17 protein-coding genes are annotated in these 20,621 nt (G+C 73.5%); 5 read left to right on the top strand and 12 right to left on the bottom strand.

Translation table 11 applies throughout. The features are described 5' to 3' along the window. Positions 1-233: 233 nt before the first annotated feature. The 4 genes from ACFC09_RS41000 to ACFC09_RS40985 all read right to left on the bottom strand — a co-directional run bounded on the left by ACFC09_RS41000 (position 234) and on the right by ACFC09_RS40985 (position 3,313). Entirely contained in the window at positions 234-971 is a 738-nt protein-coding gene (locus ACFC09_RS41000) for an LPXTG cell wall anchor domain-containing protein (protein ID WP_376537366.1), read from the bottom strand. Between the two features lie 384 nt (positions 972-1,355). Continuing rightward, a complete protein-coding gene (locus tag ACFC09_RS40995) occupies positions 1,356-1,934 on the bottom strand; it encodes a hypothetical protein (protein WP_376537364.1) in 579 nt (192 codons plus the stop codon). Between the two features lie 249 nt (positions 1,935-2,183). Then, a complete protein-coding gene (locus ACFC09_RS40990) occupies positions 2,184-2,720 on the bottom strand; it encodes an ATP-binding protein (RefSeq protein ID WP_376537362.1) in 537 nt (178 codons plus the stop codon). Between the two features lie 215 nt (positions 2,721-2,935). Further along, positions 2,936-3,313 (bottom strand): STAS domain-containing protein, encoded by a 378-nt coding sequence (locus ACFC09_RS40985; RefSeq protein ID WP_376537360.1) that lies wholly within the window; start codon positions 3,311-3,313, stop codon positions 2,936-2,938. 302 nt (positions 3,314-3,615) lie between these two features. Here ACFC09_RS40985 and ACFC09_RS40980 point away from each other — a divergent pair, with 302 nt between their 5' ends. Continuing rightward, positions 3,616-4,491 carry an RNA polymerase sigma factor SigF gene (locus ACFC09_RS40980; RefSeq protein WP_376537358.1) on the top strand — a complete coding sequence of 292 codons (876 nt, stop codon included), beginning with the start codon at positions 3,616-3,618 and terminating at the stop codon, positions 4,489-4,491. A 227-nt stretch (positions 4,492-4,718) separates the two neighbouring features. On the opposite strand, the gene hutI is transcribed toward ACFC09_RS40980, so the two are convergent. The 4 genes from hutI to hutU all read right to left on the bottom strand — a co-directional run bounded on the left by hutI (position 4,719) and on the right by hutU (position 10,496). Continuing rightward, a complete protein-coding gene (gene hutI / locus ACFC09_RS40975) occupies positions 4,719-5,891 on the bottom strand; it encodes an imidazolonepropionase (protein ID WP_376537356.1) in 1,173 nt (390 codons plus the stop codon). Between the two features lie 155 nt (positions 5,892-6,046). Further along, positions 6,047-7,420 (bottom strand): formimidoylglutamate deiminase, encoded by a 1,374-nt coding sequence (locus ACFC09_RS40970; RefSeq protein ID WP_376537354.1) that lies wholly within the window; start codon positions 7,418-7,420, stop codon positions 6,047-6,049. Further along, positions 7,417-8,619, bottom strand: coding sequence for an allantoate amidohydrolase (locus ACFC09_RS40965; protein ID WP_376537352.1), 1,203 nt, complete (start codon positions 8,617-8,619; stop codon positions 7,417-7,419). The genes ACFC09_RS40970 and ACFC09_RS40965 overlap by 4 nt, the downstream gene beginning before the upstream one ends. A gap of 212 nt (positions 8,620-8,831) precedes the next feature. Next, positions 8,832-10,496: a urocanate hydratase gene (gene hutU, locus ACFC09_RS40960; RefSeq protein ID WP_376537350.1), complete on the bottom strand. Its 1,665-nt coding sequence runs from the start codon at positions 10,494-10,496 to the stop codon at positions 8,832-8,834. 292 nt (positions 10,497-10,788) lie between these two features. On the opposite strand from hutU, the gene ACFC09_RS40955 reads away from it, so the two are divergent. Further along, on the top strand, positions 10,789-12,198 hold the full coding sequence (locus tag ACFC09_RS40955; protein WP_376537398.1) for a diaminopimelate decarboxylase: 1,410 nt from the start codon (positions 10,789-10,791) through the stop codon (positions 12,196-12,198). 304 nt (positions 12,199-12,502) lie between these two features. Here ACFC09_RS40955 and ACFC09_RS40950 read toward each other — a convergent pair whose 3' ends face one another. The 3 genes from ACFC09_RS40950 to ACFC09_RS40940 form a co-directional block, all read right to left on the bottom strand. Continuing rightward, positions 12,503-13,096: a hypothetical protein gene (locus tag ACFC09_RS40950; RefSeq protein WP_376537348.1), complete on the bottom strand. Its 594-nt coding sequence runs from the start codon at positions 13,094-13,096 to the stop codon at positions 12,503-12,505. Between the two features lie 260 nt (positions 13,097-13,356). Beyond that, the gene (locus tag ACFC09_RS40945; protein ID WP_376537346.1) at positions 13,357-14,199 is read right to left on the bottom strand and encodes a MurR/RpiR family transcriptional regulator; all 843 of its coding nucleotides are present in this window, start codon (positions 14,197-14,199) and stop codon (positions 13,357-13,359) included. Continuing rightward, complete coding sequence (locus tag ACFC09_RS40940) at positions 14,199-15,704, bottom strand: aromatic amino acid ammonia-lyase (RefSeq protein WP_376537344.1); 1,506 nt, start codon at positions 15,702-15,704, stop codon at positions 14,199-14,201. The genes ACFC09_RS40945 and ACFC09_RS40940 overlap by 1 nt, the downstream gene beginning before the upstream one ends. Before the next feature lie 408 nt (positions 15,705-16,112). Here ACFC09_RS40940 and ACFC09_RS40935 point away from each other — a divergent pair, with 408 nt between their 5' ends. Together ACFC09_RS40935 and ACFC09_RS40930 are read left to right on the top strand one after the other, a co-directional pair. Then, positions 16,113-16,805: a carbonic anhydrase gene (locus ACFC09_RS40935; RefSeq protein WP_376537342.1), complete on the top strand. Its 693-nt coding sequence runs from the start codon at positions 16,113-16,115 to the stop codon at positions 16,803-16,805. A gap of 299 nt (positions 16,806-17,104) precedes the next feature. Beyond that, complete coding sequence (locus tag ACFC09_RS40930) at positions 17,105-17,536, top strand: hypothetical protein (protein WP_376537396.1); 432 nt, start codon at positions 17,105-17,107, stop codon at positions 17,534-17,536. A gap of 401 nt (positions 17,537-17,937) precedes the next feature. On the opposite strand, the gene ACFC09_RS40925 is transcribed toward ACFC09_RS40930, so the two are convergent. Next, a complete protein-coding gene (locus ACFC09_RS40925) occupies positions 17,938-19,329 on the bottom strand; it encodes a cystathionine beta-synthase (RefSeq protein WP_376537340.1) in 1,392 nt (463 codons plus the stop codon). A gap of 160 nt (positions 19,330-19,489) precedes the next feature. On the opposite strand from ACFC09_RS40925, the gene ACFC09_RS40920 reads away from it, so the two are divergent. Beyond that, positions 19,490-20,527 (top strand): SGNH/GDSL hydrolase family protein, encoded by a 1,038-nt coding sequence (locus tag ACFC09_RS40920; protein ID WP_376537338.1) that lies wholly within the window; start codon positions 19,490-19,492, stop codon positions 20,525-20,527. Positions 20,528-20,621 lie beyond the last annotated feature (94 nt).

The raw sequence follows: 20,621 nt of genomic DNA, 5'->3' as shown, positions 1-20,621 counted from the left end.
GCCGCCACGGACCGGCTCCGCACGCGGGCGAGCACGGACGGACAGCGGACACGAGCGAACACGGACGCACAGCGGACGCGAGCAAACATGGACAGACAACGGACACGAGCGAACACGGACCAGCTCCGTACACGCACTACTACGGACAGACTCCGGGCGCGCGTGGGCAGGGACGAGCGCGGGACACGGGCGGCGGTCGGCATCGGCGGCTCCAGCGGGTCGGGCCCGGGGGGTCAGCGGCGTACGGTCTGGTTCCGCCGCGTCACCCACAGGACGCCGCCGAGACCGGCGAGCAGGACCGTGCCGCCGAGCGTGCCGAGGGCGATCGCGGAGTCCTCGGGGCCGGTCTGCGGGAGTTGCCCGGCGTCGCCACCCTGGGAAGACCCCGAAGAACCCGACGAGCCCGAAGAACCCGAAGAACCCGAGGAGGAGCCCCCGGACGAACCACCGGAGGACCCGCCGGCCGCCGTGACGTCGAGGGTCAGCGAGGGCTTCGGGGTGTTGCTCGGCGTGCAGGTCGTCGTCGTACCGAGCGCCTTGATGGTGAGGATGGCCGCCGTGAAGGTGACCTTGCCCGACTTCTTCGGCGTGTAGGTGCCGCTCAGATCGCTGATCTTGATCGGGGTGTTGGCCGGGATCGCCTCCGCGTTGGCCGGGCCGGACACCGCCATCGTGCCGCTGTCGGCACCGCCGAGCTTGATGGTGGCGCTCGGGCTCATGGCGCCCTTGCCCAGTTCTACCGGGCTGGAGGAGACGCCCTTCTGCCACGACATGGTGATCTTGTAGCCGTCGCCGCTCTTGACGCCCTTGATGTCGATGGGCGACACCGCGCTCTTGTCGCCGATGGGCGTCTTGCACTGGTAGTTGACGTCGACGACATCCGCTCGCGCCGCGGGCGCGGCCAGCAGCAGCACCGAGCCGGCCAACGCCGCGGCGGACGCGAGCGTGGCGGTTCGCTTCGGGTACGACACGGTCCACCCCATTCCTGACGGCACATCAGATTGGCCGTCAAGGTACGCCCGGGGGGATGAGGAGGGAAGAGACGGTGCGCCCCGGAGTTGTGACGATCCGGCACGCGCGGGTGGCGGCTCGGGGAGGGCTCGGGGGAGGGCTCGGGTGGAGGGAGTGGCGCGAGTGACAGTCAGTCGGGCGGCGGGGCCGCTTCGGGCGGGTCGGACGGCAGGAGGCCGCGGCAGGCAGGGACCTTGGAGGCAGGAGGCCGCGGCCGGCAGGCAGGGGCCTCGGAGGCAGAAGGCCGCGGCCGGCAGGGACCGGGTTCGTGATGGGGACTCCTGGTCCTGATGCGAACCCGTGGTCCTGACCAGCACCCGTGGCCCGGAGGAGAGGAGGAACTCTCACCTGCCCTTGCCGAGCCTGCGGGGGGCGCTGTTGCGGCGGCCACCGCCCCAGGGGGCGCGAGCCGCTGCGTTCCTGTCCGGCCTTGCGGGTCGGCCACTGGTCCCGGGGGGCAGCAGCCGCCAGACGGCCGCCGCACGCTGACCGGCTTCTTCGAGGTGCCGAGCCTGCGACAGGAGGATCTCCTGCCGCGTCTGTTCGCCGTCCAGCCGCTGGCCCCGCACGTCTTCATGAAGGTTCGCGGCGGCGATGTAGGCGTACCGCCAGTCCTCCATCTCGTCGAAGGACTGGCGGTACGCCTCCGCGGCCGTGTTCTGCGCGGCCTGGTCGCCCAGGGACCCTGCCGCGTACACGTTCCTCAGCTCGTTCCCGAGGGCCGCGGTCGTGTTCTTCAGGAGTGCGTACGCACGCCACGTCTCGTTCTCGTCCTCGGCCGGCCCGTCCAGTTCCGAGCCCGCGCCGTAATCGAGGGCACGCGCGAATTCCCATGTGACCAGGGCGTTCTGCTCCCTCCCTGCGACCGCCCTCTCCGTTGCTTCTGCTTCCCGCGCCGTTTCGAACCCCTCGTCCTCGGCCAAGTCGCCTCCTCTGTCACGGGCTCCTTGAAGCCCCGGTCGGTGCCGGGCACCCCTCGTCGACACCTTGCCGTCGACACCTTGCCGTCCGGTGATCGGAGGAGGTCGGGCCCGGCTCTGCCAGGAACGACAACGGCCCCCGTGACGCCCCTGGTTCATTCGAGGACTCGGGCCCGTGCGGGGCCGAACGCCCCTGCCGACACGGCCGAGGCACGACCGAGGCACGGCTTGATCCGCCGGCGCCCGCCTCCGTCAAGCCGGTGCGCCCAGCTCGGCCCAGACCCTCTTGCCGGACCGGCCCGGGGTCCGTACGACACCCCAGTCCAGGCAGAGCCGCTGCACGATGAACATGCCGTGGCCACCGGGGCGGCCCGCGCGGTGCGGGGTGCGGGGGGCCGGTTGGCCGGTGCCGCGGTCGGAGACCTCGATGCGGATCACCTTGTTGTCGCGGGCGAGGAACAGTTCCTCGGGGCCCTCGGCGTGCAGACAGGCGTTGGTGACCAGTTCCGAGACGACGAGCAGGACGTCCTCGGCGGCGGCCCGCTGGTCGGCGGAGGAGGCGGGCAGCCAACCCCACGCGTACAGCGCCTGCCGGGTGAAATCACGGGCGAGCGGCACGACACCGCTCTCTCCGTCCAGACGGATTCGGCGGGTCTGTGGACCCTCCGGCGGTACGGCCGCTGCCCCCGTGGACGCGCCGTCACCCGGCGCTCCCCCCTCGGACGCCCCGGAAGCACCGCTGGGCTCCGGGCCGCGGTCGCCCGGCGGGTAAGGCCGGGTGGTGCTCATCAGCGCTTCACCTCACCGATTCACCAGTTCACGTTTGAGCAGTCAGCAGTCAGTAGCGGTCGGTACCTGTCGGCACCCGTCGATACAAAGTCGTACGCAGGCGGTTCATCGGTTCCGTATACCCCCGGGGCCGACCGGTCCAGCATCTCTCCTGCCCGGCTGACCGGGTGGAACACCCCCCGATCCGGGACGGCCCGAAACCCCCGCGGCAGGGCTCAGCCGGTCTCGTCGGCGAGGGCCGCCTCGACGGAGTCATGCACGGTGAAGACCGCCTCCGCCCCGGTGATCTCGAACACTCGGGCGACCACCGGCTGCATGGCCGCGAGATGCACGCCGCCCCCGGCGGCCTCCGCCTTGAGGCGGGCGCCGAGCAGCACGTTGAGTCCGGTGGAGTCGCAGAACTCCAGCCGAGAGCAGTCCACGACGAGTCGCGAGAACCCCTTGTCATGCAGATCGTCGAGCGGTTCGCGCAGCAGATCGGCGGTGTGGTGATCCAACTCACCTGCCGCGGCCACCACCGCGCTGGAGCCCTCTTCCCGCACCTCCACCAGAAGCCGGCCCGACTGTGCGCTGCCGACCGTCCCGCGGTCCATGCCGTCTGTCTCCCGAGGTCGTGGCTGCTGACTGAACGCTCCGCCGATGCCCCCTCACGTTCTGCACAGGTGCTTGCGGGGCTCGCACGGTGACCTCGAACACTACGCCTTCCGTACGCGCTCCGACACCCGAACAACCCCACACAATCGGACATATAGCAACAAATGACACTTGCCACGGGCTCGGTGAAGCGGGTAGGGCTAAGAGGACACACAAACGACACGGCCGGCTTTGGAGGCGCCGCACACCGCAGTGCACGCATGGCTTCGGCAGCCCAATGCCGAGAACGATGGAGGACACCATGTCACCCCGGCTCGACGCATCGCATACCCCGACCGCGACGTCGACACCCCCACCGGAAGAGCTGGATCCCATCGCGGGGCTCCCCGAGATCCCCCCGTACGACGAGATCGGCCCCGTCGACGCGCGGGCCCTGTCCAAGACCCTCTTCGAGCGGCTGGAGTCGCTGGAGGAAGGCACCCACGAGCACGCGTACGTGCGCAACACGCTCGTCGAGCTGAACCTCGCGCTGGTCAAGTTCGCCGCCTCCCGCTTCCGCTCCCGCAGCGAGCCGATGGAGGACATCGTCCAGGTCGGCACGATCGGCCTGATCAAGGCGATCGACCGCTTCGAGCTGTCCCGCGGCGTCGAGTTCCCCACCTTCGCGATGCCGACCATCATCGGCGAGATCAAGCGTTTCTTCCGCGACACCTCGTGGTCCGTGCGCGTGCCGCGCCGGCTCCAGGAACTCCGCCTCGACCTGGCCAGGGCGAGCGACGACCTGGCCCAGCAGTTGGACCGCTCACCGACGGTGGGCGAACTCGCCGAACGGCTCGGCATCTCCGGTGACGAGGTGGTCGAGGGCATGGCGGCCTCGAACGCGTACACCGCTTCCTCCCTGGACGCCCAGCCGGAGGAGGACGACGCCGAGGGCGCGCTCGCGGCCCGCATCGGCTACGAGGACCACGGTCTCGAAGGCATCGAGTACGTCGAGTCGCTGAAGCCGCTCATCGCCGAACTCCCGTCGCGGGACCGCAGGATCCTCTCCCTCCGCTTCGTCGCCGGACTGACCCAGTCGGAGATCGGCGAGGAACTCGGCATCTCGCAGATGCACGTGTCGCGGCTGCTGTCACGGACGCTCGGCCGGCTGCGCGACGGCCTGACAGTGGAGGAATGAGCCCAGCCTCCACGGGCCACGGGCCACGGGCTCCCGGTGGAGCCCGGACGGCCCGGACGGCCCGGACCCCTCTCGGACCACCTGGGTCACCCGAAGCAACACCCGTTCCCGACAGTCCTCCCGCCCCCTGCGGGCGCCCCGCCGGCCGGTACGTCGACAAGGACGTGCCGGCCTTCTGGCGCGTGGGGGCACCGGACGGCTCCGGGAGCCCGCGGCCGGGTCCCGGTTCAGCGGACTCGGGTGCCGCGCCGCCACACCCCGGTGACCAGGGGTACGCCCGGCCGGTAGGCCAGGTGCACATGGCTCGGGGCGTCCAGGAGGACCAGGTCGGCGTAGGCGCCGGGGGTGAGGCGGCCGATGTCGGTGCGGCGCAGCGCCGCGGCGCCGCCCGCCGTCGCCGACCACACCGCCTCGTCCGGTGTCATGCCCATGTCCCGCACGGCCAGCGCGACGCAGAAGGGCACCGAGGACGTGAAGGACGAACCGGGGTTGCAGTCCGTGGACAGCGCCACCGTGACGCCCGCGTCCAGCAGCCGGCGGGCGTCGGGCCACTCGGCGCGCGTGGAGAACTCGGCGCCGGGCAGCAGCGTGGCGACCGTACGGCCGCTCGCGAGGGCGTCGACGTCCGCGTCCGTGAGGTGGGTGCAGTGGTCCGCGCTCGCCGCGTCCAGCTCGACGGCCAGCCGGACGCCGGGGCCGTACGAGAGCTGGTTCGCGTGGATGCGCGGGTGCAGCCCCTTCGCCCGGCCCGCGGTGAGGATCGCGCGGGCCTGGTCGCCGTCGAAGGCGCCCCGCTCGCAGAAGACGTCGATCCAACGGGCGTACGGCGCGCAGGCGTCCAGCATCTCGCCGGTGACCAGCGCGACGTATCCGGCCGGGTCGGCGGCGTGGTCCGGCGGCACGATGTGCGCGCCGAGGTAGGTGACCTCGTCGGTGTGGGCGGCGGCGATGCGCAGCGCCCGTGCCTCGTCGGCGACCGTCAGGCCGTACCCGGACTTGGTCTCGAACGTCGTCGTGCCCTGCCGCAGCGCCTCGGACAGGTAACGGGTGAGGTTCGCCTCCAGTTCCCCGTCCGTGGCGGCGCGGGTGGCCGCCACCGTGGTGCGGATGCCGCCCGCCTGGTAGGGGCGGCCGGACATGCGGGCGTTGAACTCGGCGGTGCGGTCGCCCGCGAAGACCAGGTGCGAGTGGGAGTCGACGAAGCCCGGCAGCACCGCCCGGCCGTCGGCGGAGACCCGATTGTCAGTGGCGGGTGCTTTGCTGGATTCACCGGTCCAGACGATCCGGTCGCCGTCGATGACGACGGCCGCGTCCTGGACCAGACCGAGGGGGGATCCGCGTCCGAGGGAGGGGTCGTTGGTGACCAGCGTGGCGATGTCGGTGATGACGGTGCTGCTCATGGCGTCCTTGGTGGGGTCCTGGGCGGGGTCCTGGAGAAGGTCCTCGGCGGGGGCGGCCTGCGGCAGGTCCTCGGCGGGGGTCTTCAGAAGGTCCTCGGCGGCGTCCTTGGCAGTTGTCCGGTCGGCGAGCGGACGGGGCGGGCGGGGCGGGGGCGTCAGGCGCGCAGCGCTTCCACCGCCGCCGCCAGCGCCCGCGGGACATCGGGGACGAGCGTGTGCGCCCCGTCGCGCACGACGTGCCGTCCCGCGACGACCGTGTGCCGCACATCCGCCGCGCTCCCGGCGAATACGGCGGTCTCGGCACCGAGCCTGGGCAGCGGCCCCGCGGTCCTGACCGAGTCGAGCGCGATCGTCGTGAGGTCGGCGAGCGCGCCGGCCTCGATGGTGCCCGCCTCGTCCCAGCCGAGCGCGGCGTGCCCGTCGGCGGTGGCGGCCCGCAGCAGGGCGGCGGCCGTCCAGTGGCCCCGGGTGCGGGTGCGCAGGCGCTCGTTCAACTCCATGGCGCGCGCCTCTTCGAGCAGGTCGACGACGGCATGGCTGTCGGAGCCGAGGCTGAGCGGGGAGCCCGCGCGTTGCAGGGCCGCCGCGGGGCCGATGCCGTCCGCCAGGTCCCGCTCGGTCGTCGGGCACATGCAGGTGCCGGTGCCGAAGCCGCCGAGCAGGGCGATGTCCTCGCCGGTGACATGGGTGTTGTGCACGCCGGTGGTGCGCGGGCCGAGGACGCCGTGGTCGGCGAGGAGCCGGGTGGGGGTGCAGCCGTGCGCCTGGAGGCTGGCCTCGTTCTCGGCGGTCTGCTCGGACAGGTGCACATGGAGCGGGGCCCCCCGTTCCTGAGCCCAGCGCGCCACCGTCGCCAACTGCCCCGCGGGCACGGCCCGTACGGAGTGGACGGCGGCTCCGATCCGTGCGTGATCCCGCTCCTTGAGAACTGAACAGCGTGCGGCCCAGGCTTCGGCGGTGCCGTCGGAGAAGCGGCGCTGGTGGGTGTCGGGCGGGCTGCCGAAGCCGGCGGAGAGATAACAGGTGTCGAGGAGGGTGATGCGGATCCCGGCTTCGGCGGCGGCGGCGATGAGCGCCTCGCCCATGGCGTTCGGGTCGGCGTAGGGGGTGCCGCCGGGCGCGTGGTGCACGTAGTGGAACTCGCCGACCGCGGTGACGCCCGCCAGCGCCATCTCCGCGTACACGGCGCGGGCCAGCGCGTGGTAGGTGTCCGGGGTCAGCTTGTCGGCGACGGAGTACATGACCTCGCGCCAGGTCCAGAAGGTGCCGGAGCCGACCTGGACGGTGCCGCGCAGGGCGCGGTGGAAGGCGTGGCTGTGGGCGTTGGCCAGCCCGGGGAGGGTGAGGCCGCGCAGGATCTCGGCGCCGGGCGGCGGGGCGGGGACGCCGGTGCGGACGGCGGCGATCCGCCCGTCCCGCACGTCCACGGCCACCCCCGGCTCGACGTGGGTGTCGAGCCAGGCGTGCTCCAGCCAGTAGGTCCGGGGGTGGTGGGCCTGCCCGGACTGCGGTTGCTGCGTCGGCGTCACCTGCGGACCAGCCCTTCCAGTACGTCGGCGAGCGCGGTCACCCCGGCCGTGCAGTCGTCCTCGGTGGCGGACTCGGCCGGGGAGTGCGAGACACCGGTGGGGTTGCGCACGAACAGCATGGCGGTCGGGACGCTTCCGGACAGGATTCCCGCGTCGTGTCCGGCGCCGGTGCCGAGGACGGGCACCTTCAGCTCCGTCTCCGTACCCAGGATGCGGGCGAGTTCGTCGCGCAGGGCGTGGTCGAACTCGACGACGGGCGTGAAGGACTCGCGGACGATGTCGAAGTCGACGCCGTGGGCGGCGGCGTGGTCGCGGGCGGCCTGCTCCACGCCCGTGACGACCGTGTCGAGGGCCGTCTGGTCGGCGGCACGGGAGTCGAGCCAGCCGCGCACCAGGGAGGGGATGGCGTTGACCCCGTTCGGTTCGACGGCGATCTTGCCGAAGGTGGCGACGGCGCCGGCCAGCCGTGCCTCGCGGCGGGCGGCGAGCACGGTCTCGGCGTACGGCAGCATCGGGTCCCGCCGGTCCGCCAGCCGGGTGGTGCCGGCGTGGTTGGCCTCGCCGCGGAAGTCGAACCGCCACCGCCCGTGCGGCCAGATGGCACTGGCGAGGCCGACCGGGTCACCGGACAGGTCGAGCGCCCGGCCCTGCTCGACGTGGAGTTCCACGAACGCGCCGATCCGGGCCAGCCGTTCGTGGTCCGGGCCGATGGCGTCGGGGTCGTGTCCGGCGGCGGCCATGGCCCGGGGCAGGGTGATGCCGTCGCCGTCGGTCAGCCGGTGTGCCTGCTCGACGGTGAGCTGTCCGGCGGTCAGCCGCGAGCCGACACAGGCGAGCCCGAACCGGGCGCCCTCCTCGTCGCCGAAGTTCACGATGGCGAGCGGTCTGGTGAACCGCGTTCCCCTGCGGCGCAGTTCGTCGAGGGCGGCGAACGCGGACACCACGCCGAGGGGTCCGTCGAAGGCGCCGCCGTCGGGCACGGAGTCGAGGTGGGAGCCGGTGACCACGGCGTCCGACGCGGCCGGGTCCCCCAGCCAGGCCCACTGGTTGCCGTTGCGGTCGACCTCGTGGGTGAGCCCGCGGGTCTCGGCCTGCGCACGGAACCAGGCCCGGCACTCGGCGTCGGCCGCGGTCCAGGCGTGGCGGCGGTAGCCACCGGTGCCGGGGTGCCGCCCGATGGGTAGCAGTTCGGCCCACATCTCCTGGAAGGAGGGCGGGGCCGTCCCGCGCGGGGCGGATGTCCCCCCTGAATCCGGGCCACCCTCAGTTTCTCGGGGGAGGGTGGGCACGGCCGAGCCCCTGGCCGACGGCGAAGGCGCCGGACCCATGGCCGGTGACGCCGCCGGACCCGCGGTCGACGCCGAGGCGTCGGCCCCCACGGGAGAGCCGCCGTGCCCGCCCGGATCCCCGCTCACGCGTCGTCACCCTCGCGCATCGGCACCCGTACCCCGCGCTCGCCCGCCACCGACTCCGCGCTGTCGTAGCCCGCGTCCACGTGCCGGATGACGCCCATGCCCGGGTCGTTGGTGAGCACCCGGCGGATCTTCTCGCCGCCGAGCTTCGTGCCGTCGGCCACCGTCACCTGGCCGGCGTGGATGGAGCGGCCCATGCCGACGCCGCCGCCGTGGTGGATGGACACCCAGGAGGCGCCGGAGGCCACGTTGACCATGGCGTTCAGCAGCGGCCAGTCGGCGATCGCGTCGGAGCCGTCGAGCATGGCCTCCGTCTCGCGGTACGGGGAGGCGACGGAGCCGCAGTCGAGGTGGTCGCGGCCGATGGCGAGGGGGGCCGCCAGTTCTCCGGACGCCACCATGTCGTTGAAGCGTTCGCCGGCCTTGTCGCGCTCGCCGTAGCCGAGCCAGCAGATCCGGGCGGGCAGGCCCTGGAAGTGGACGCGCTCACCGGCCAGTTTGATCCAGCGGGCCAGGGACTCGTTCTCGGGGAACAGCTCCAGGATCGCCTTGTCGGTCTTGGCGATGTCGGACGCCTCGCCCGACAGGGCCGCCCAGCGGAAGGGTCCCCTGCCCTCGCAGAACAGCGGGCGGATGTAGGCGGGGACGAAGCCGGGGAAGGCGAACGCCCGCTCGTAGCCCGCGAGTTGGGCCTCGCCGCGGATCGAGTTGCCGTAGTCGAAGACCTCGGCGCCCGCGTCCTGGAAGCCGACCATGGCCTCCACGTGCCGGGCCATGGACTCGCGGGCGAGGGTGGTGAAACCGGCCGGGTCCTTGGCGGCGGCGGAGGCCATGTCCTCGAAGGCGACGCCGAGCGGCAGGTACGACAGCGGGTCGTGGGCCGAGGTCTGGTCGGTGACGATGTCGATGGGGGCGTTCATCGCGAGCAGTTGCGGGACCAGTTCGGCCGCGTTGCCGAGGACGCCGATGGACAGCGGGCGGCGGGCGTCGCGCGCCTCGACGGCCAGCCGCAGGGCGTGGTCGAGGGAGTCGGCCCGGACGTCGAGGTAGCGGTGCTCGATGCGGCGTTCGATGGCGCGCGGGTCGCAGTCGACGCAGATCGCGACGCCGTCGTTCATGGTGACGGCGAGCGGCTGGGCGCCGCCCATGCCGCCGAGCCCCGCGGTCAGGGTGATCGTCCCGGCGAGGCTGCCGCCGAACTTCTTCGCGGCGACCGCGGCGAAGGTCTCGTAGGTGCCCTGGAGGATGCCCTGGGTGCCGATGTAGATCCAGGAACCGGCGGTCATCTGCCCGTACATGGTCAGGCCGAGGGCCTCCAGGCGGCGGAACTCCTCCCAGTTGGCCCAGTCGCCGACGAGGTTGGAGTTGGCGATCAGGACGCGCGGGGCCCACTCGTGGGTCTGCATGACGCCGACCGGCCGGCCGGACTGGACCAGCATGGTCTCGTCCTGCTTGAGGGTCCTCAGCGTGCGGACCATGGCGTCGAAGGAGCGCCAGTCGCGGGCGGCCTTGCCGGTGCCGCCGTAGACGACGAGCTTGTCGGGGTGCTCGGCGACCTCGGGGTCCAGGTTGTTCTGCAGCATCCGCAGGGCGGCCTCCTGCTGCCATCCCAGGGCGCTCAGTTCCGTACCGCGCGGCGCTCGTACGGCGCGAGGTCCTGACATGGTCTGCCTCCTAGCGGGTTGGTCCCGGCGGGTTCCTACCGCCTGTTAACACCTCTATTCACATCCTTGCCTGCTGAATAGGGCTAGTCAATACAGGGGCGGGCCGCCACGGGCGCGTCACGGATGTTTGGCTGGATGCATGAGCTCAGGCAACGACTGGACGGTGGGCGCCGTGGACACCGGCGAAGACAGACACACGGGCGGGGCGTCCGGCGGGTCCCGCGAGGGCACGTACGGCGAGGAGCACGGGGACGGGCGGTACGGGGACGGGCGGTACGGGGAGGATCCGCAGATGGACGGTGCCGGGCGGGGCGGTGCCGAGCGGGCCGCCCGGCGGGACCGGGCGGTGCGGGCCGCCGTGGCGCAAGGGCTGGTCGGGCCCGCGGCCCCCGTCGTCGGGCTGCTGGACGTCACCGGCATCCGGGACTCGGCGGCCGCGCTGCGGGCGGCGTTCGACGCGGTGGTGGCCCCCGGGACGCCGGTGCTGCACGCCTTCGCCGTGAAGGCGACCCCGCTGGTCGCGGTGGTGCGACTGCTGGACGGCGAGGGCATCGGCGCGGAGGTGGCCAGCCCGGGGGAGCTGGCGCTGGCGCGGACGGCCGGGGTGCCGCCCCGGCGCATCGTGCTCGACTCGCCCGCCAAGACACCGGACGAGTTGCGTGAGGCGCTGGCGCTGGGCATCGCGGTCAACGCGGACAACCCGCAGGAGCTGGACCGCATCGACGCCCTCGTGCACCAGCACGGCCCGAACGGCGCCTCGGGCTCCGCGGCCCCGGTCGGATCCCCGGTGGGCATCCGGGTCAATCCGCAGATCGGCGGCGGTTCCATCGGGGCCACCTCGACGGCGACGGCGACCTCGAAGTTCGGGGTGGCGCTGCGCGACGAGGGCGCGCGGGAGTGGGTCATACGGGCCTTCCTGGACCGCCCGTGGCTGACCCGGCTGCATGCGCACACCGGCTCGCAGGGCATTCCGCTGGCGCTGCTGGCACGGGGCGTGGCGGAGACGTACGCGCTCGCCGAGGAGATCAACGCGCGGGTCGGGCGGCGGCAGATCGACACCGTCGACATCGGCGGCGGTCTGCCGGTGAACTTCGACTCGGACGCGATGACACCGACGTACGCGCAGTACGCGCGCGTGCTGCGGGAGGCCGTGCCGGGGCTGTTCGACGGACGGTACGGGCTGGTCACCGAGTTCGGGCGGTCCCTGCTGGCCAAGCACGGCACCGTGGTGGCGCGGGTGGAGTACGCCAAGAACGCCGGCGGACGGCGGGTCGCGGTGACGCACGCGGGCGTGCAGGTGGCGACGCGCACGGTCTACGCGCCGGCGGCGTGGCCGCTCAGGATCGCCTCCTACGACGCCGAGGGGCGGCCCAAGTCCGGGCCCGGGGTGGTGCAGGACGTGGCGGGACCGGCCTGCTTCTCCGGCGACCTGCTGGCCGAGGGCCGCACGCTGCCCCTGCTCGACCAGGGGGACTACGCGGCGGCGCTGGACACGGGGGCGTACTACTTCGCCCACCACTACTCGTACAACTCCCTGACCCGGCCGGGGGTGTACGGCTTCGTGGCGGACGGCCCGGACGGCTCGGACGTGGTGGCCTTCGCGACGGTGCGTTCGCCGCAGACGGTCGAGGAGGTCGTGGCCGACTCCGGCGGGGCGCACGCCGCCGCGCTCACCGACCTCCGGCCGCCCGAGCGCCCGTGACACGACCCGGGGTGTGACGCGGCCGGTCCGCCCAGCCGCAGGCCGTGCCCACACCGCTGCCGCTCGCCCGGCATCCCGGCATCCCGGCATCCCGGACCGAGGGAACCGGTCCGGACCGGCCACCGGGGCGGGCAGCGTCGGCCGCCGTCTCACCGGACGGGCACGGCGCCGGGCCGGGCCGTCATCCGAGCCACCGTCCTCGCCCGCGCCCCCGCTCACGCCCTCGGTCGCGCCCCCGCCAGGCCCTACTCTCGCCCGGCCTGTGCCCCGCCCGACCGTCCTCGCCCGACCGTCCTCGCCCGGGTCAGACGAGTGCCGCGGTGTGGCGGCGGGATCCGCCCGGGGCCGCGTCGCCCGCCGCGATGCCCGTGCCGCGGTACGCCCGGACCGCCTTGCCCGCCGGACGGCCGGCGCGCCGGTCGAGCCAGTCGACGCGCACCCACAGCAGCGCGTCCCCGGACCGCTCGCGCCGTCCGAGCCAGGCGGCCTTGAGCCGCAGCCCGGTGCCGGTACCGGCCAGCAGCATGCCGCCCGCGGCGGGCACGGCGAGAGAGCTGCCGAGCGCGACGACGAAGGCGAGCAGCAGCCACCAGCGGTGGCCGCGACGCCAGTTGCGGACCGTCACCGCCCGGTCCTGGAGCACATCGTGCTTGCCCGCGCGGGCCGCGGCACCGGCGAGGGCCGTGTAGCGCCTCCGCCGGGTGCAGGCCACGACGGCGGCGCCGACGATGAACAGCGCGGCCCCGCCCATGACGCCGATCCTGCGTCCCGTCATCCCGGGCAGGAACACTCCGATGCCCGCCGCGAACACCCCGAGCCACCACAGCGGCGCCGCTCCGGCCCGCATGACGACGGCCACCCGGGCCAGTCCCTGTCCTCCGCGTCCTCCGCGTGCCACGTCCGACCTCCCGTCGCCCGGCTCCTTCGACTGCGAGCAGGCACGTTAACGCCGCAACGTGAGACAAGTCTGAGAGCGCCCGGTCACCCCGCGCCGCACCACTCCGACGGCCCCGCGCCCGGTCACCCCGCCCCCGGTCACCGGCGCCCGTCACCGCCCCTGGTCACCGCCCCCAGCCGCCATCCCCGGTCACCGTCCCCAGCCGCCATCCCCGGTCCCCCCCTGGTCACCGCCCCCAGCCGCCGACCGCCGTCCCCGGCTCACTCCACGAACAGCCCGCGCGCCGCGGCCCTGGTGTCGAACTCCTCCAGCCGGGCCTGGGCGTCCGGCAGGTCGTCGCACATCGCTTCCAGCAGCACCCGCCCCAGCAGCATCGGCGCGCACACGGTGTCGAAGGCGAGCCCGGTGCCGACGGCGGCGGGCAGCAGCAGGTCGGAATGGCGGGCGACGGGCGCGAACGCCGAGTCGGCGACGGTGACCACGGTCAGCCCGGCCTCCTTGGCATGCGCCAGGGTGTCGACGACCTCCCGCGGGTGCCGCGGCAGCGCGAAGCACAGCAGCGCGCTCGCCCCCGCCCGGACGGCCGCGTCGATCCGGTCGTGGATCATGGTGCCGCCCTCGTTGAGGAGCCGTACGTCCGGGTGCACCTTGGCGGCGAAGTACGCGAATCCGTACGCCTGCGAGGCCGCGGCCCGCAGCCCCAGCACCGGCAGCGGCCGGGAGGCGGCCAGGGTCCGGCCCGCCTGCTGCACCGGCCGCGGGTCGGCCAGCACCTCCGCCAGATGCCGGAGGTTCTCGATCTCGGCCTCCACGGCCTGCTGGTACTCGTTGGACGACGCCGCGTCCACGGCCGGTTCGGCGGGCACGACGTCCCGCAGGTGCCTGCGCAGGGCCGGGTAGCCGTCGAAGCCGAGGGCGACGGCGAAGCGGGTCACCGACGGCTGGCTGACCCCGGCCAGTTCGGCCAGTTCCACGCTGGACAGGAACGGCACGTCGGCGGCCCGCCGCACCATGCTGTGCGCGATGCGCCGCTGGGTCGGCGTGAGCCGGTGTCCCTCGAAGAGCGTCTGCAAACGGGTCGCAGGGCTGTCGGTCACGCTCATCACGCCTTCCCCCTCCAGATGTCCGTCAACCGGTCGAGCAGGCCGGTCGCCGCCGTCACGTCGTCCGTGAGCGGCCGGTCGGCCGGGTCCTCGTCGAGCACCGGTTCGGCGAGCGCCAGCGCCCGGCCCACCGGCAGGTCCGGGTCGGGCCTGAGGCCGCGCTGACGCAACGCCCGTACGGCGGCGACGAGTTCGCAGCCCACCACCAGACGGTACGCACGGCAGGCGCGCAGTGTCTGGCGCGCGGCGAGCGAGGCGAAACTGGCCTGTTCCTCGACGCCCCGGGAGAGTACAGCGTGGCCGAGTGACGCGGGTGCGGAGAAGGCCCGCAGATCGCCGAGGGCGGCCCCGGCGGCGTACTCCAGGATCATCACGCCGGAGGAGGCCGGCTCGGGGTCGGCGAGGAAGGGGCGCAGCCGGGTGTAGGCGGGCTCGTTGAGGGTGGACAGCCGGGAGGTGGAGAGCCGGGCGACCTGGGTGAGGGCCAGCCTGAACTGGTCCAGGGCGAGGACGAGTTGGGCCTGGTAGAAGCCGCCGTGGTGATAGGCGGTCAGGTCGGCGGGCGAGATGAGCGGGTTCTCGGCGGCGGCGTTGAACTCGACGTCGAGGACCGCTTCCAGCGAGTCCGCCGCGTCGTGCGCGGGCCCGTGTATCTGGGGCAGGCAGCGGAAGCCGTACGGGTCCTGGATGCGGCCGAGCGGCGGTGTCGGCCGGTCGGCGGCCCCGATCAGCTCCCGCATCCGGCGGGCGACCTCGACGCTGCCGCGGTGCGGGCGGGCGGCGTGCACGGGGGCGGCGTACGCCTCGTGCGAGCCGTCGACCGCGAGCAGGGAGAGCGCGGCGACGACCTGGGTGGCGGCGATGAGGCCGCGCAGTTCGTGCAGGGCGAGCGCGGACTGCCCCAGGGTGAGCGCGTTGCTGCTGATCAGGGCGAGGGCGTCGTTGTTGTCGAGGGGCTGGGGCGCCGGGGCGCCCGGCCCCCGCCAGGGGTGTTCCCCGGCCAGGGCGAGACCGAGTTGGGCGAGTGCGGCTATGTCGCCGGTGCCGACCGAACCGAACTCGTTGACGACCGGGTGGGCACCGTTCTCCAGCGCCTCGCACAGCGCGGTGACGACACCGGGCCGCAGTCCGGCGCCGCCGGCCAGCAGTTGGTTGGCGCGGACGGCGAGCATCGCCCGTACCTGCCGGGCCGGGAGTTCGTCGCCGATGGCGCCCGCGTGGCTGCGCAGCAGGCGCAGGCCGTGACCGGCGGCGGTCTCGGTGGGCACATCCTCGGTGCGGTTGGCGCCCACGCCGGTGGAGCGGCCGTAGACGCGTCCGGTGGCGGCGATCTTCCGGGCCGCGTTCCAGGACTCCTCCGCGCGCCGCATCGCGTCGGTCCCGGGGACGGGCCGCGCGGTCCCGTCGGCGAGGCGTACGACGTCCTCGACACCGAGGCCGACCCCGTCGAGGATCACCAGGCCGCTGTGCACGGCCCCCGGCACATCGACGATCCGAGACGACATCACGCTCAGACTCCCCTCAGACCAGGACAGTCGATCTCGGCCTTCGGCCGTCCGTTGCCGCGGACCGCCGCTGAGGCATCGACAACATATTCAGACATCAAGAACTCTGCATGATGTTATACAGCCGGGCAAGGGGCTCCTCGCCCAAGATGTCGGAGGGGGCGCGGCGGCACGGTCCGGCGGAGGCCCGGAAGCGATCCGGCGCCCCGACCCGGCCCGCCGCGCGGCGCCGCGCGGCCCGTACGCCGGAGCGGAAGGCGTCCGCGCCGGTGACCGGTCAAGAGGCGGTATCGCGGTGGCGACGATGCACCGACGAGTCGGCCAAGGAACCTTAAACGACCACTCAGAGTCATTGCACGCATGCATACCGTGAGCAAGCGCTGCAAGCACGATCTCTGAGGAAGCGTCATGGTCCCGAACCGCAGGGCCTTCCTGACGGCCACCGCCGTCGGCGCGCTGGCCGCCGCCTCCGCGACAGCGGCGGCGGCCACGCCCGGCCCCCTGTCTCCTCCCCCGCCCACCCCGCCCACCGCGCCGACCGCGCCGACCGCCCTGGACGAACTGCTCGCGGGCAACCGGCGGTACGCCACCGGCCGTCCCCGCCACCCGCGCGAGGGCCGGCGACGACGCCGGGTGCTGGCGGCCGAGCAGCACCCCATCGCGGTGGTCGTCGGCTGCATCGACTCCCGCGTACCGCCCGAGCTGGTCTTCGACCAGGGGCTCGGCGACCTGCTGTGCACACGGACCGCCGGCCAGGTGCTCGACGAGGCGGTGCTCGCCTCCGTGCAGTACGGCGTGGAGGAACTGCACATCCCCCTGGTCCTGGTGCTCGGGCACGAGCGCTGCGGTGCCATCGCCGCCACCCTGGAGCACCTGCGGACGGGCGCACCGGTACCGGGGCACCTGCGGCTGCTGGTCGACGAGATCACCCCCGCGGCCCGCCGGACCCGGTCGGCGCCCGGCGACTGGGCCGAGCAGACCATGCGCGCCCACACCGCCTGGGTGCGGGACGCCATCCGCGCGGACCCGGCGTTCGACCCGGCGCACGTCGCGGCGGCCCGCTGCGACCTCGACACCGGGGTCGTCTCACTGCTGCCGTGAGGCCGTCCCTTGAGACCGCCCCCTGAGACCGCCCCTTGAGACCGCGCGCTGGGGCCGCGGCCCCACGGAACGCGCCACCCGCGCACGCCGCCGCGCGCCCACCGACCGCGCGGCCATCCCGGCCACCCCAGCGAGGGCCACTCCGGAGGGCATCCCGGCAGGGGCCGCCCGGCGAAGGGCGGCCCGGCGAAGGGCGGCCCGGCGAAGGGCGGCCCGGCGAAGGGCGGCCCGGCGGCAAAAGGGGGGCTAGCCCCAGTGCGACCGGCCCGCCCGATCCCTACCGTGGCGGTATGACCGGAATGGAAGCGCAGGACACCGACCTGAAGAAGGAACTCGACGCCACCCTGCACGCGCGCAGGGAACTCGGCGAGGACTACGAGTCCGCGCTGGTCGATTCCTTCCTGGAAAAGGTCGAGCAGCGCATCGACGGCACGGTGGAGCGGCGGGTGCGCAGGCAGCTCGCCGAGCAGCAGTTGCAGGTGGCGCGCGGTTCCCGGTCCCCGAGGGCGACCGACTCCTGGGGGGAGCGGTTCGGCTTCGGCATCGTCTCGCTGGTGCTCGCGGTCCCGCTGTCGGCGATCGGCGGTGGGGTCGCCCATCTGCCCGGTCTGATCGTCGCCTGGGCGGGCATCGTCGGCGTCAACGTGGTCCAGGCGGCCCGCACCACGCCGGGTCTGTTCGGCCGGCTGCGCCACGGCGCGCGCTCCGGGGGCGGCGACTGGGAGGAGTGACGGCGGCAGGCGGGTCCCGGCCGTTCGCACACAGGGCGGAAAAGTAACGCGCGGGGACCGCCGCACCCCCGTTGCCGGGGGGCGGGACGACGGCGGTCCCCGCGAAGGACGCGGGCCGGGTCAGGGCCGGGCTTGCGCGTCCGTGGCGTCCATGGAGGTCCGGGAGCCGCTCCGGAGGTCCTGGGCGCCGTTCGGGCGCCGGCCGGGGCGGAGTGCCTCCCCCAGTGCCCAATGCCTGGGAGGTGGTACCCCCGTCGCCCTGCCGACACCCACCAATGTGCCGGACGCGTGTTAAGCGGGTGCTGCGCGCACGTGACACGCTCGTACACCTTCCGGGACGGCTCCGAAGGCACAGGACACCGCGAGTTCGCCGCCGCCCCGGTCCGTTCACCGGAGTTTCGCTACTGCTTTCCGCCCCTGGCGAGGAAGGCCAGCAGGTCCTGCCGGCTGACCACGCCGGTCGGCTTGCCCTCGACCAGGACGATCGCCGCGTCCGCCGCTTCGAGCACCGACATCAGGTCGGCGACCGGCTCACCCGAACCGACCTGGGGCAGCGGGGCGCACATGTGCTTCTCCAGCGGGTCCTCCAGCGAGGCCCGGTTGCTGAAGAGGGCGTCGAGCAGTTCCCGCTCCACCACCGAGCCCACCACCTCGGCGGCCATCACGTCGGGGTGCCCGGCGCCCGGCTTCACCACCGGCATCTGGGAGACCCCGTACTCGCGCAGCACCTCGATGGCCTGCCCGACGGTCTCGTCCGGGTGCATGTGGACGAGGGACGGGATGTGGCCGCCGACCTTGTCCCTGAGCACGTCGCCGACGCGGGCGCTGGGACCGGTGTCCTCCAGGAAGCCGTAGTCGGCCATCCACTCGTCGTTGAAGATCTTGCTGAGGTAGCCGCGCCCGCTGTCGGGCAGCAGGACCACCACGACGTCGTCGGGGCCGAGCCCCTCGGCGACCCGCAGCGCGGCCACCACCGCCATGCCGCAGGAGCCGCCCACCAGCAGGCCCTCCTCCTTGGCCAGCCGACGGGTCATCTGGAAGGAGTCCTTGTCGGACACGGCGACGATCTCGTCGGCGACGGTCCGGTCGTAGGCGGTCGGCCAGAAGTCCTCACCGACGCCCTCGACCAGGTAGGGCCGCCCGGAGCCGCCGGAGTAGACGGACCCCTCCGGGTCGGCGCCGATCACCTTGACCCGGCCGTCGCTGATGTCCTTGAGATAGCGGCCGGTGCCGGAGATGGTGCCGCCGGTGCCGACGCCCGCCACGAAGTGGGTGATCCGGCCCTCGGTCTGCTCCCACAGCTCGGGCCCGGTCGAGTGATAGTGCGAGAGGGGGTTGTTGGGGTTGGAGTACTGGTCCGGCTTCCACGCCTTGGGCGTCTCGCGCACCAGCCGGTCGGAGACGTTGTAGTACGAGTCCGGGTGCTCGGGTGCCACGGCGGTCGGGCAGACGACCACTTCGGCGCCGTACGCCCGCAGCACGTTGATCTTGTCGGTGCTCACCTTGTCCGGGCACACGAAGATGCAGTGGTAGCCCTTCTGCTGGGCCACGATGGCCAGGCCCACACCGGTGTTCCCGCTGGTCGGCTCGACGATCGTGCCCCCGGGCTGGAGCTCCCCGCTCTGCTCGGCGGCCTCGATCATGCGCAGGGCGATGCGGTCCTTCACGCTGCCGCCCGGGTTGAAGTACTCGACCTTGGCCAGGACGGTCGCCCTCAGGCCCCTGGTCACGCTGTTGAGCCTCAGCAGCGGGGTGTTGCCGACGAGGCTGATCATCGAGTCGTGGAATTGCACCGTTATCTCCGGTTGCTTGCAAAAAGAGTGGTCGTCGTGGTGCCGTCAGCCTAAGGCCGCAGGCCCGTACGAGAAGGGCGTTCACTCGCTGTTGGGATTGACCGACGGGCGGTACGGGGCAAGGTCTCGATGAACGGCAAGGAGGAGGTGACGGCGTCGTATGACGAGCATGTCGAGAGCGAGGGTGGCCCGGCGGATCGCGGCCGGCGCGGCGTACGGGGGCGGCGGGGCCGGGCTGGTCGGGGCGGCCGCGGTCGGTCTGCTGCTGGCCGAGGTGCAGTTGGCCAAGCGCCATGTCGGCAACGGCACGGCCGACCGGGTCCCGTCGGCGGAGGGGCTGTACGGCCGGGCCTACGCCGTCCCCGGCGAACCACCACTGCGGCTGATCATGCTCGGCGACTCCACGGCGGCGGGCCAGGGCGTGCACCGGGCGGGTCAGACGCCGGGCGCGCTGCTCGCCTCCGGTCTGGCGGCGGTGGCGGAGCGCCCGGTGGAGTTGCGGAACGTCGCCCTGCCGGGCGCGCAGTCGGACGACCTGGACCGTCAGGTGGCGCAGGTGACGTCCGGGGGCGACCCGGTGCCGGACGTCTGCGTCATCATGATCGGCGCGAACGACGTGACCCACCGGATGCCGCCGACCCGCTCGGTGCGGCATCTGTCGGCGGCGGTCCGGCGGCTGCGTACGGCCGGCGCCGAGGTCGTCGTGGGCACCTGTCCCGACCTGGGCACCATCGAGCCGGTGCAGCAGCCGCTGCGCTGGCTGGCCCGCCGGGCCTCACGGCAACTGGCGGCGGCCCAGACGATCGGGGCGGTGGAGCAGGGGGGCCGCACGGTGTCCCTCGGCGACCTGCTGGGCCCCGAGTTCGCGGCGAACCCGCGCGAGCTGTTCGGCCCCGACAACTACCACCCCTCGGCCGAGGGGTACGCGACGGCGGCGATGGCGGTGCTGCCGACGGTGTGCGCGGTCCTGGGCCTGTGGCCGGCGGACGAGGAACGTCCGGACGTGTCGCGGCACGAGGGCTTCCTGCCGGTCGCGCGGGCGGCGGCGGAGGCGGCGTCCGAGGGAGGTACGGAGGTCACGGCGGCGATGCCGACGGGCCCCCGGGGACCGTGGGCGCTGCTGAAGCGGCGGCGCAGGCGGCGGGTCAACGAGCCGGAGCCGGCCTCCGAGCCCTCCGCGTCGGCGCAGCCCTCGTGACCGGATCCGTCGCCCCCGACGGGCCGGCCCGCCGCTCCCGCCGAGGGTGTCGTCGAACTCCGCCTGGAAGGGACCGGGTTGCCCTCCTGGCAGC

The organism is Streptomyces sp. NPDC056161, from assembly GCF_042268025.1.
Classification (GTDB): Bacteria; Actinomycetota; Actinomycetes; order Streptomycetales; family Streptomycetaceae; genus Streptomyces.
This window is presented reverse-complemented; position numbering and strand designations above follow the sequence as displayed.

Excerpts from the sequence above, each read along its gene's own strand:
- ACFC09_RS40990 (WP_376537362.1), bottom strand. The coding sequence starts at position 2,720 with ATGAGCACCACCCGGCCTTACCCGCCGGGCGACCGCGGCCCGGAGCCC.
- ACFC09_RS40985 (WP_376537360.1), bottom strand. The coding sequence starts at position 3,313 with ATGGACCGCGGGACGGTCGGCAGCGCACAGTCGGGCCGGCTTCTGGTG.
- ACFC09_RS40980 (WP_376537358.1), top strand. The coding sequence starts at position 3,616 with ATGTCACCCCGGCTCGACGCATCGCATACCCCGACCGCGACGTCGACA.
- hutI (WP_376537356.1), bottom strand. The coding sequence starts at position 5,891 with ATGAGCAGCACCGTCATCACCGACATCGCCACGCTGGTCACCAACGAC.
- ACFC09_RS40965 (WP_376537352.1), bottom strand. The coding sequence starts at position 8,619 with ATGTGGGCCGAACTGCTACCCATCGGGCGGCACCCCGGCACCGGTGGC.
- hutU (WP_376537350.1), bottom strand. The coding sequence starts at position 10,496 with ATGTCAGGACCTCGCGCCGTACGAGCGCCGCGCGGTACGGAACTGAGC.
- ACFC09_RS40955 (WP_376537398.1), top strand. The coding sequence starts at position 10,789 with ATGGACGGTGCCGGGCGGGGCGGTGCCGAGCGGGCCGCCCGGCGGGAC.
- ACFC09_RS40945 (WP_376537346.1), bottom strand. The coding sequence starts at position 14,199 with ATGAGCGTGACCGACAGCCCTGCGACCCGTTTGCAGACGCTCTTCGAG.
- ACFC09_RS40940 (WP_376537344.1), bottom strand. The coding sequence starts at position 15,704 with ATGTCGTCTCGGATCGTCGATGTGCCGGGGGCCGTGCACAGCGGCCTG.
- ACFC09_RS40935 (WP_376537342.1), top strand. The coding sequence starts at position 16,113 with ATGGTCCCGAACCGCAGGGCCTTCCTGACGGCCACCGCCGTCGGCGCG.
- ACFC09_RS40930 (WP_376537396.1), top strand. The coding sequence starts at position 17,105 with ATGGAAGCGCAGGACACCGACCTGAAGAAGGAACTCGACGCCACCCTG.
- ACFC09_RS40920 (WP_376537338.1), top strand. The coding sequence starts at position 19,490 with ATGACGAGCATGTCGAGAGCGAGGGTGGCCCGGCGGATCGCGGCCGGC.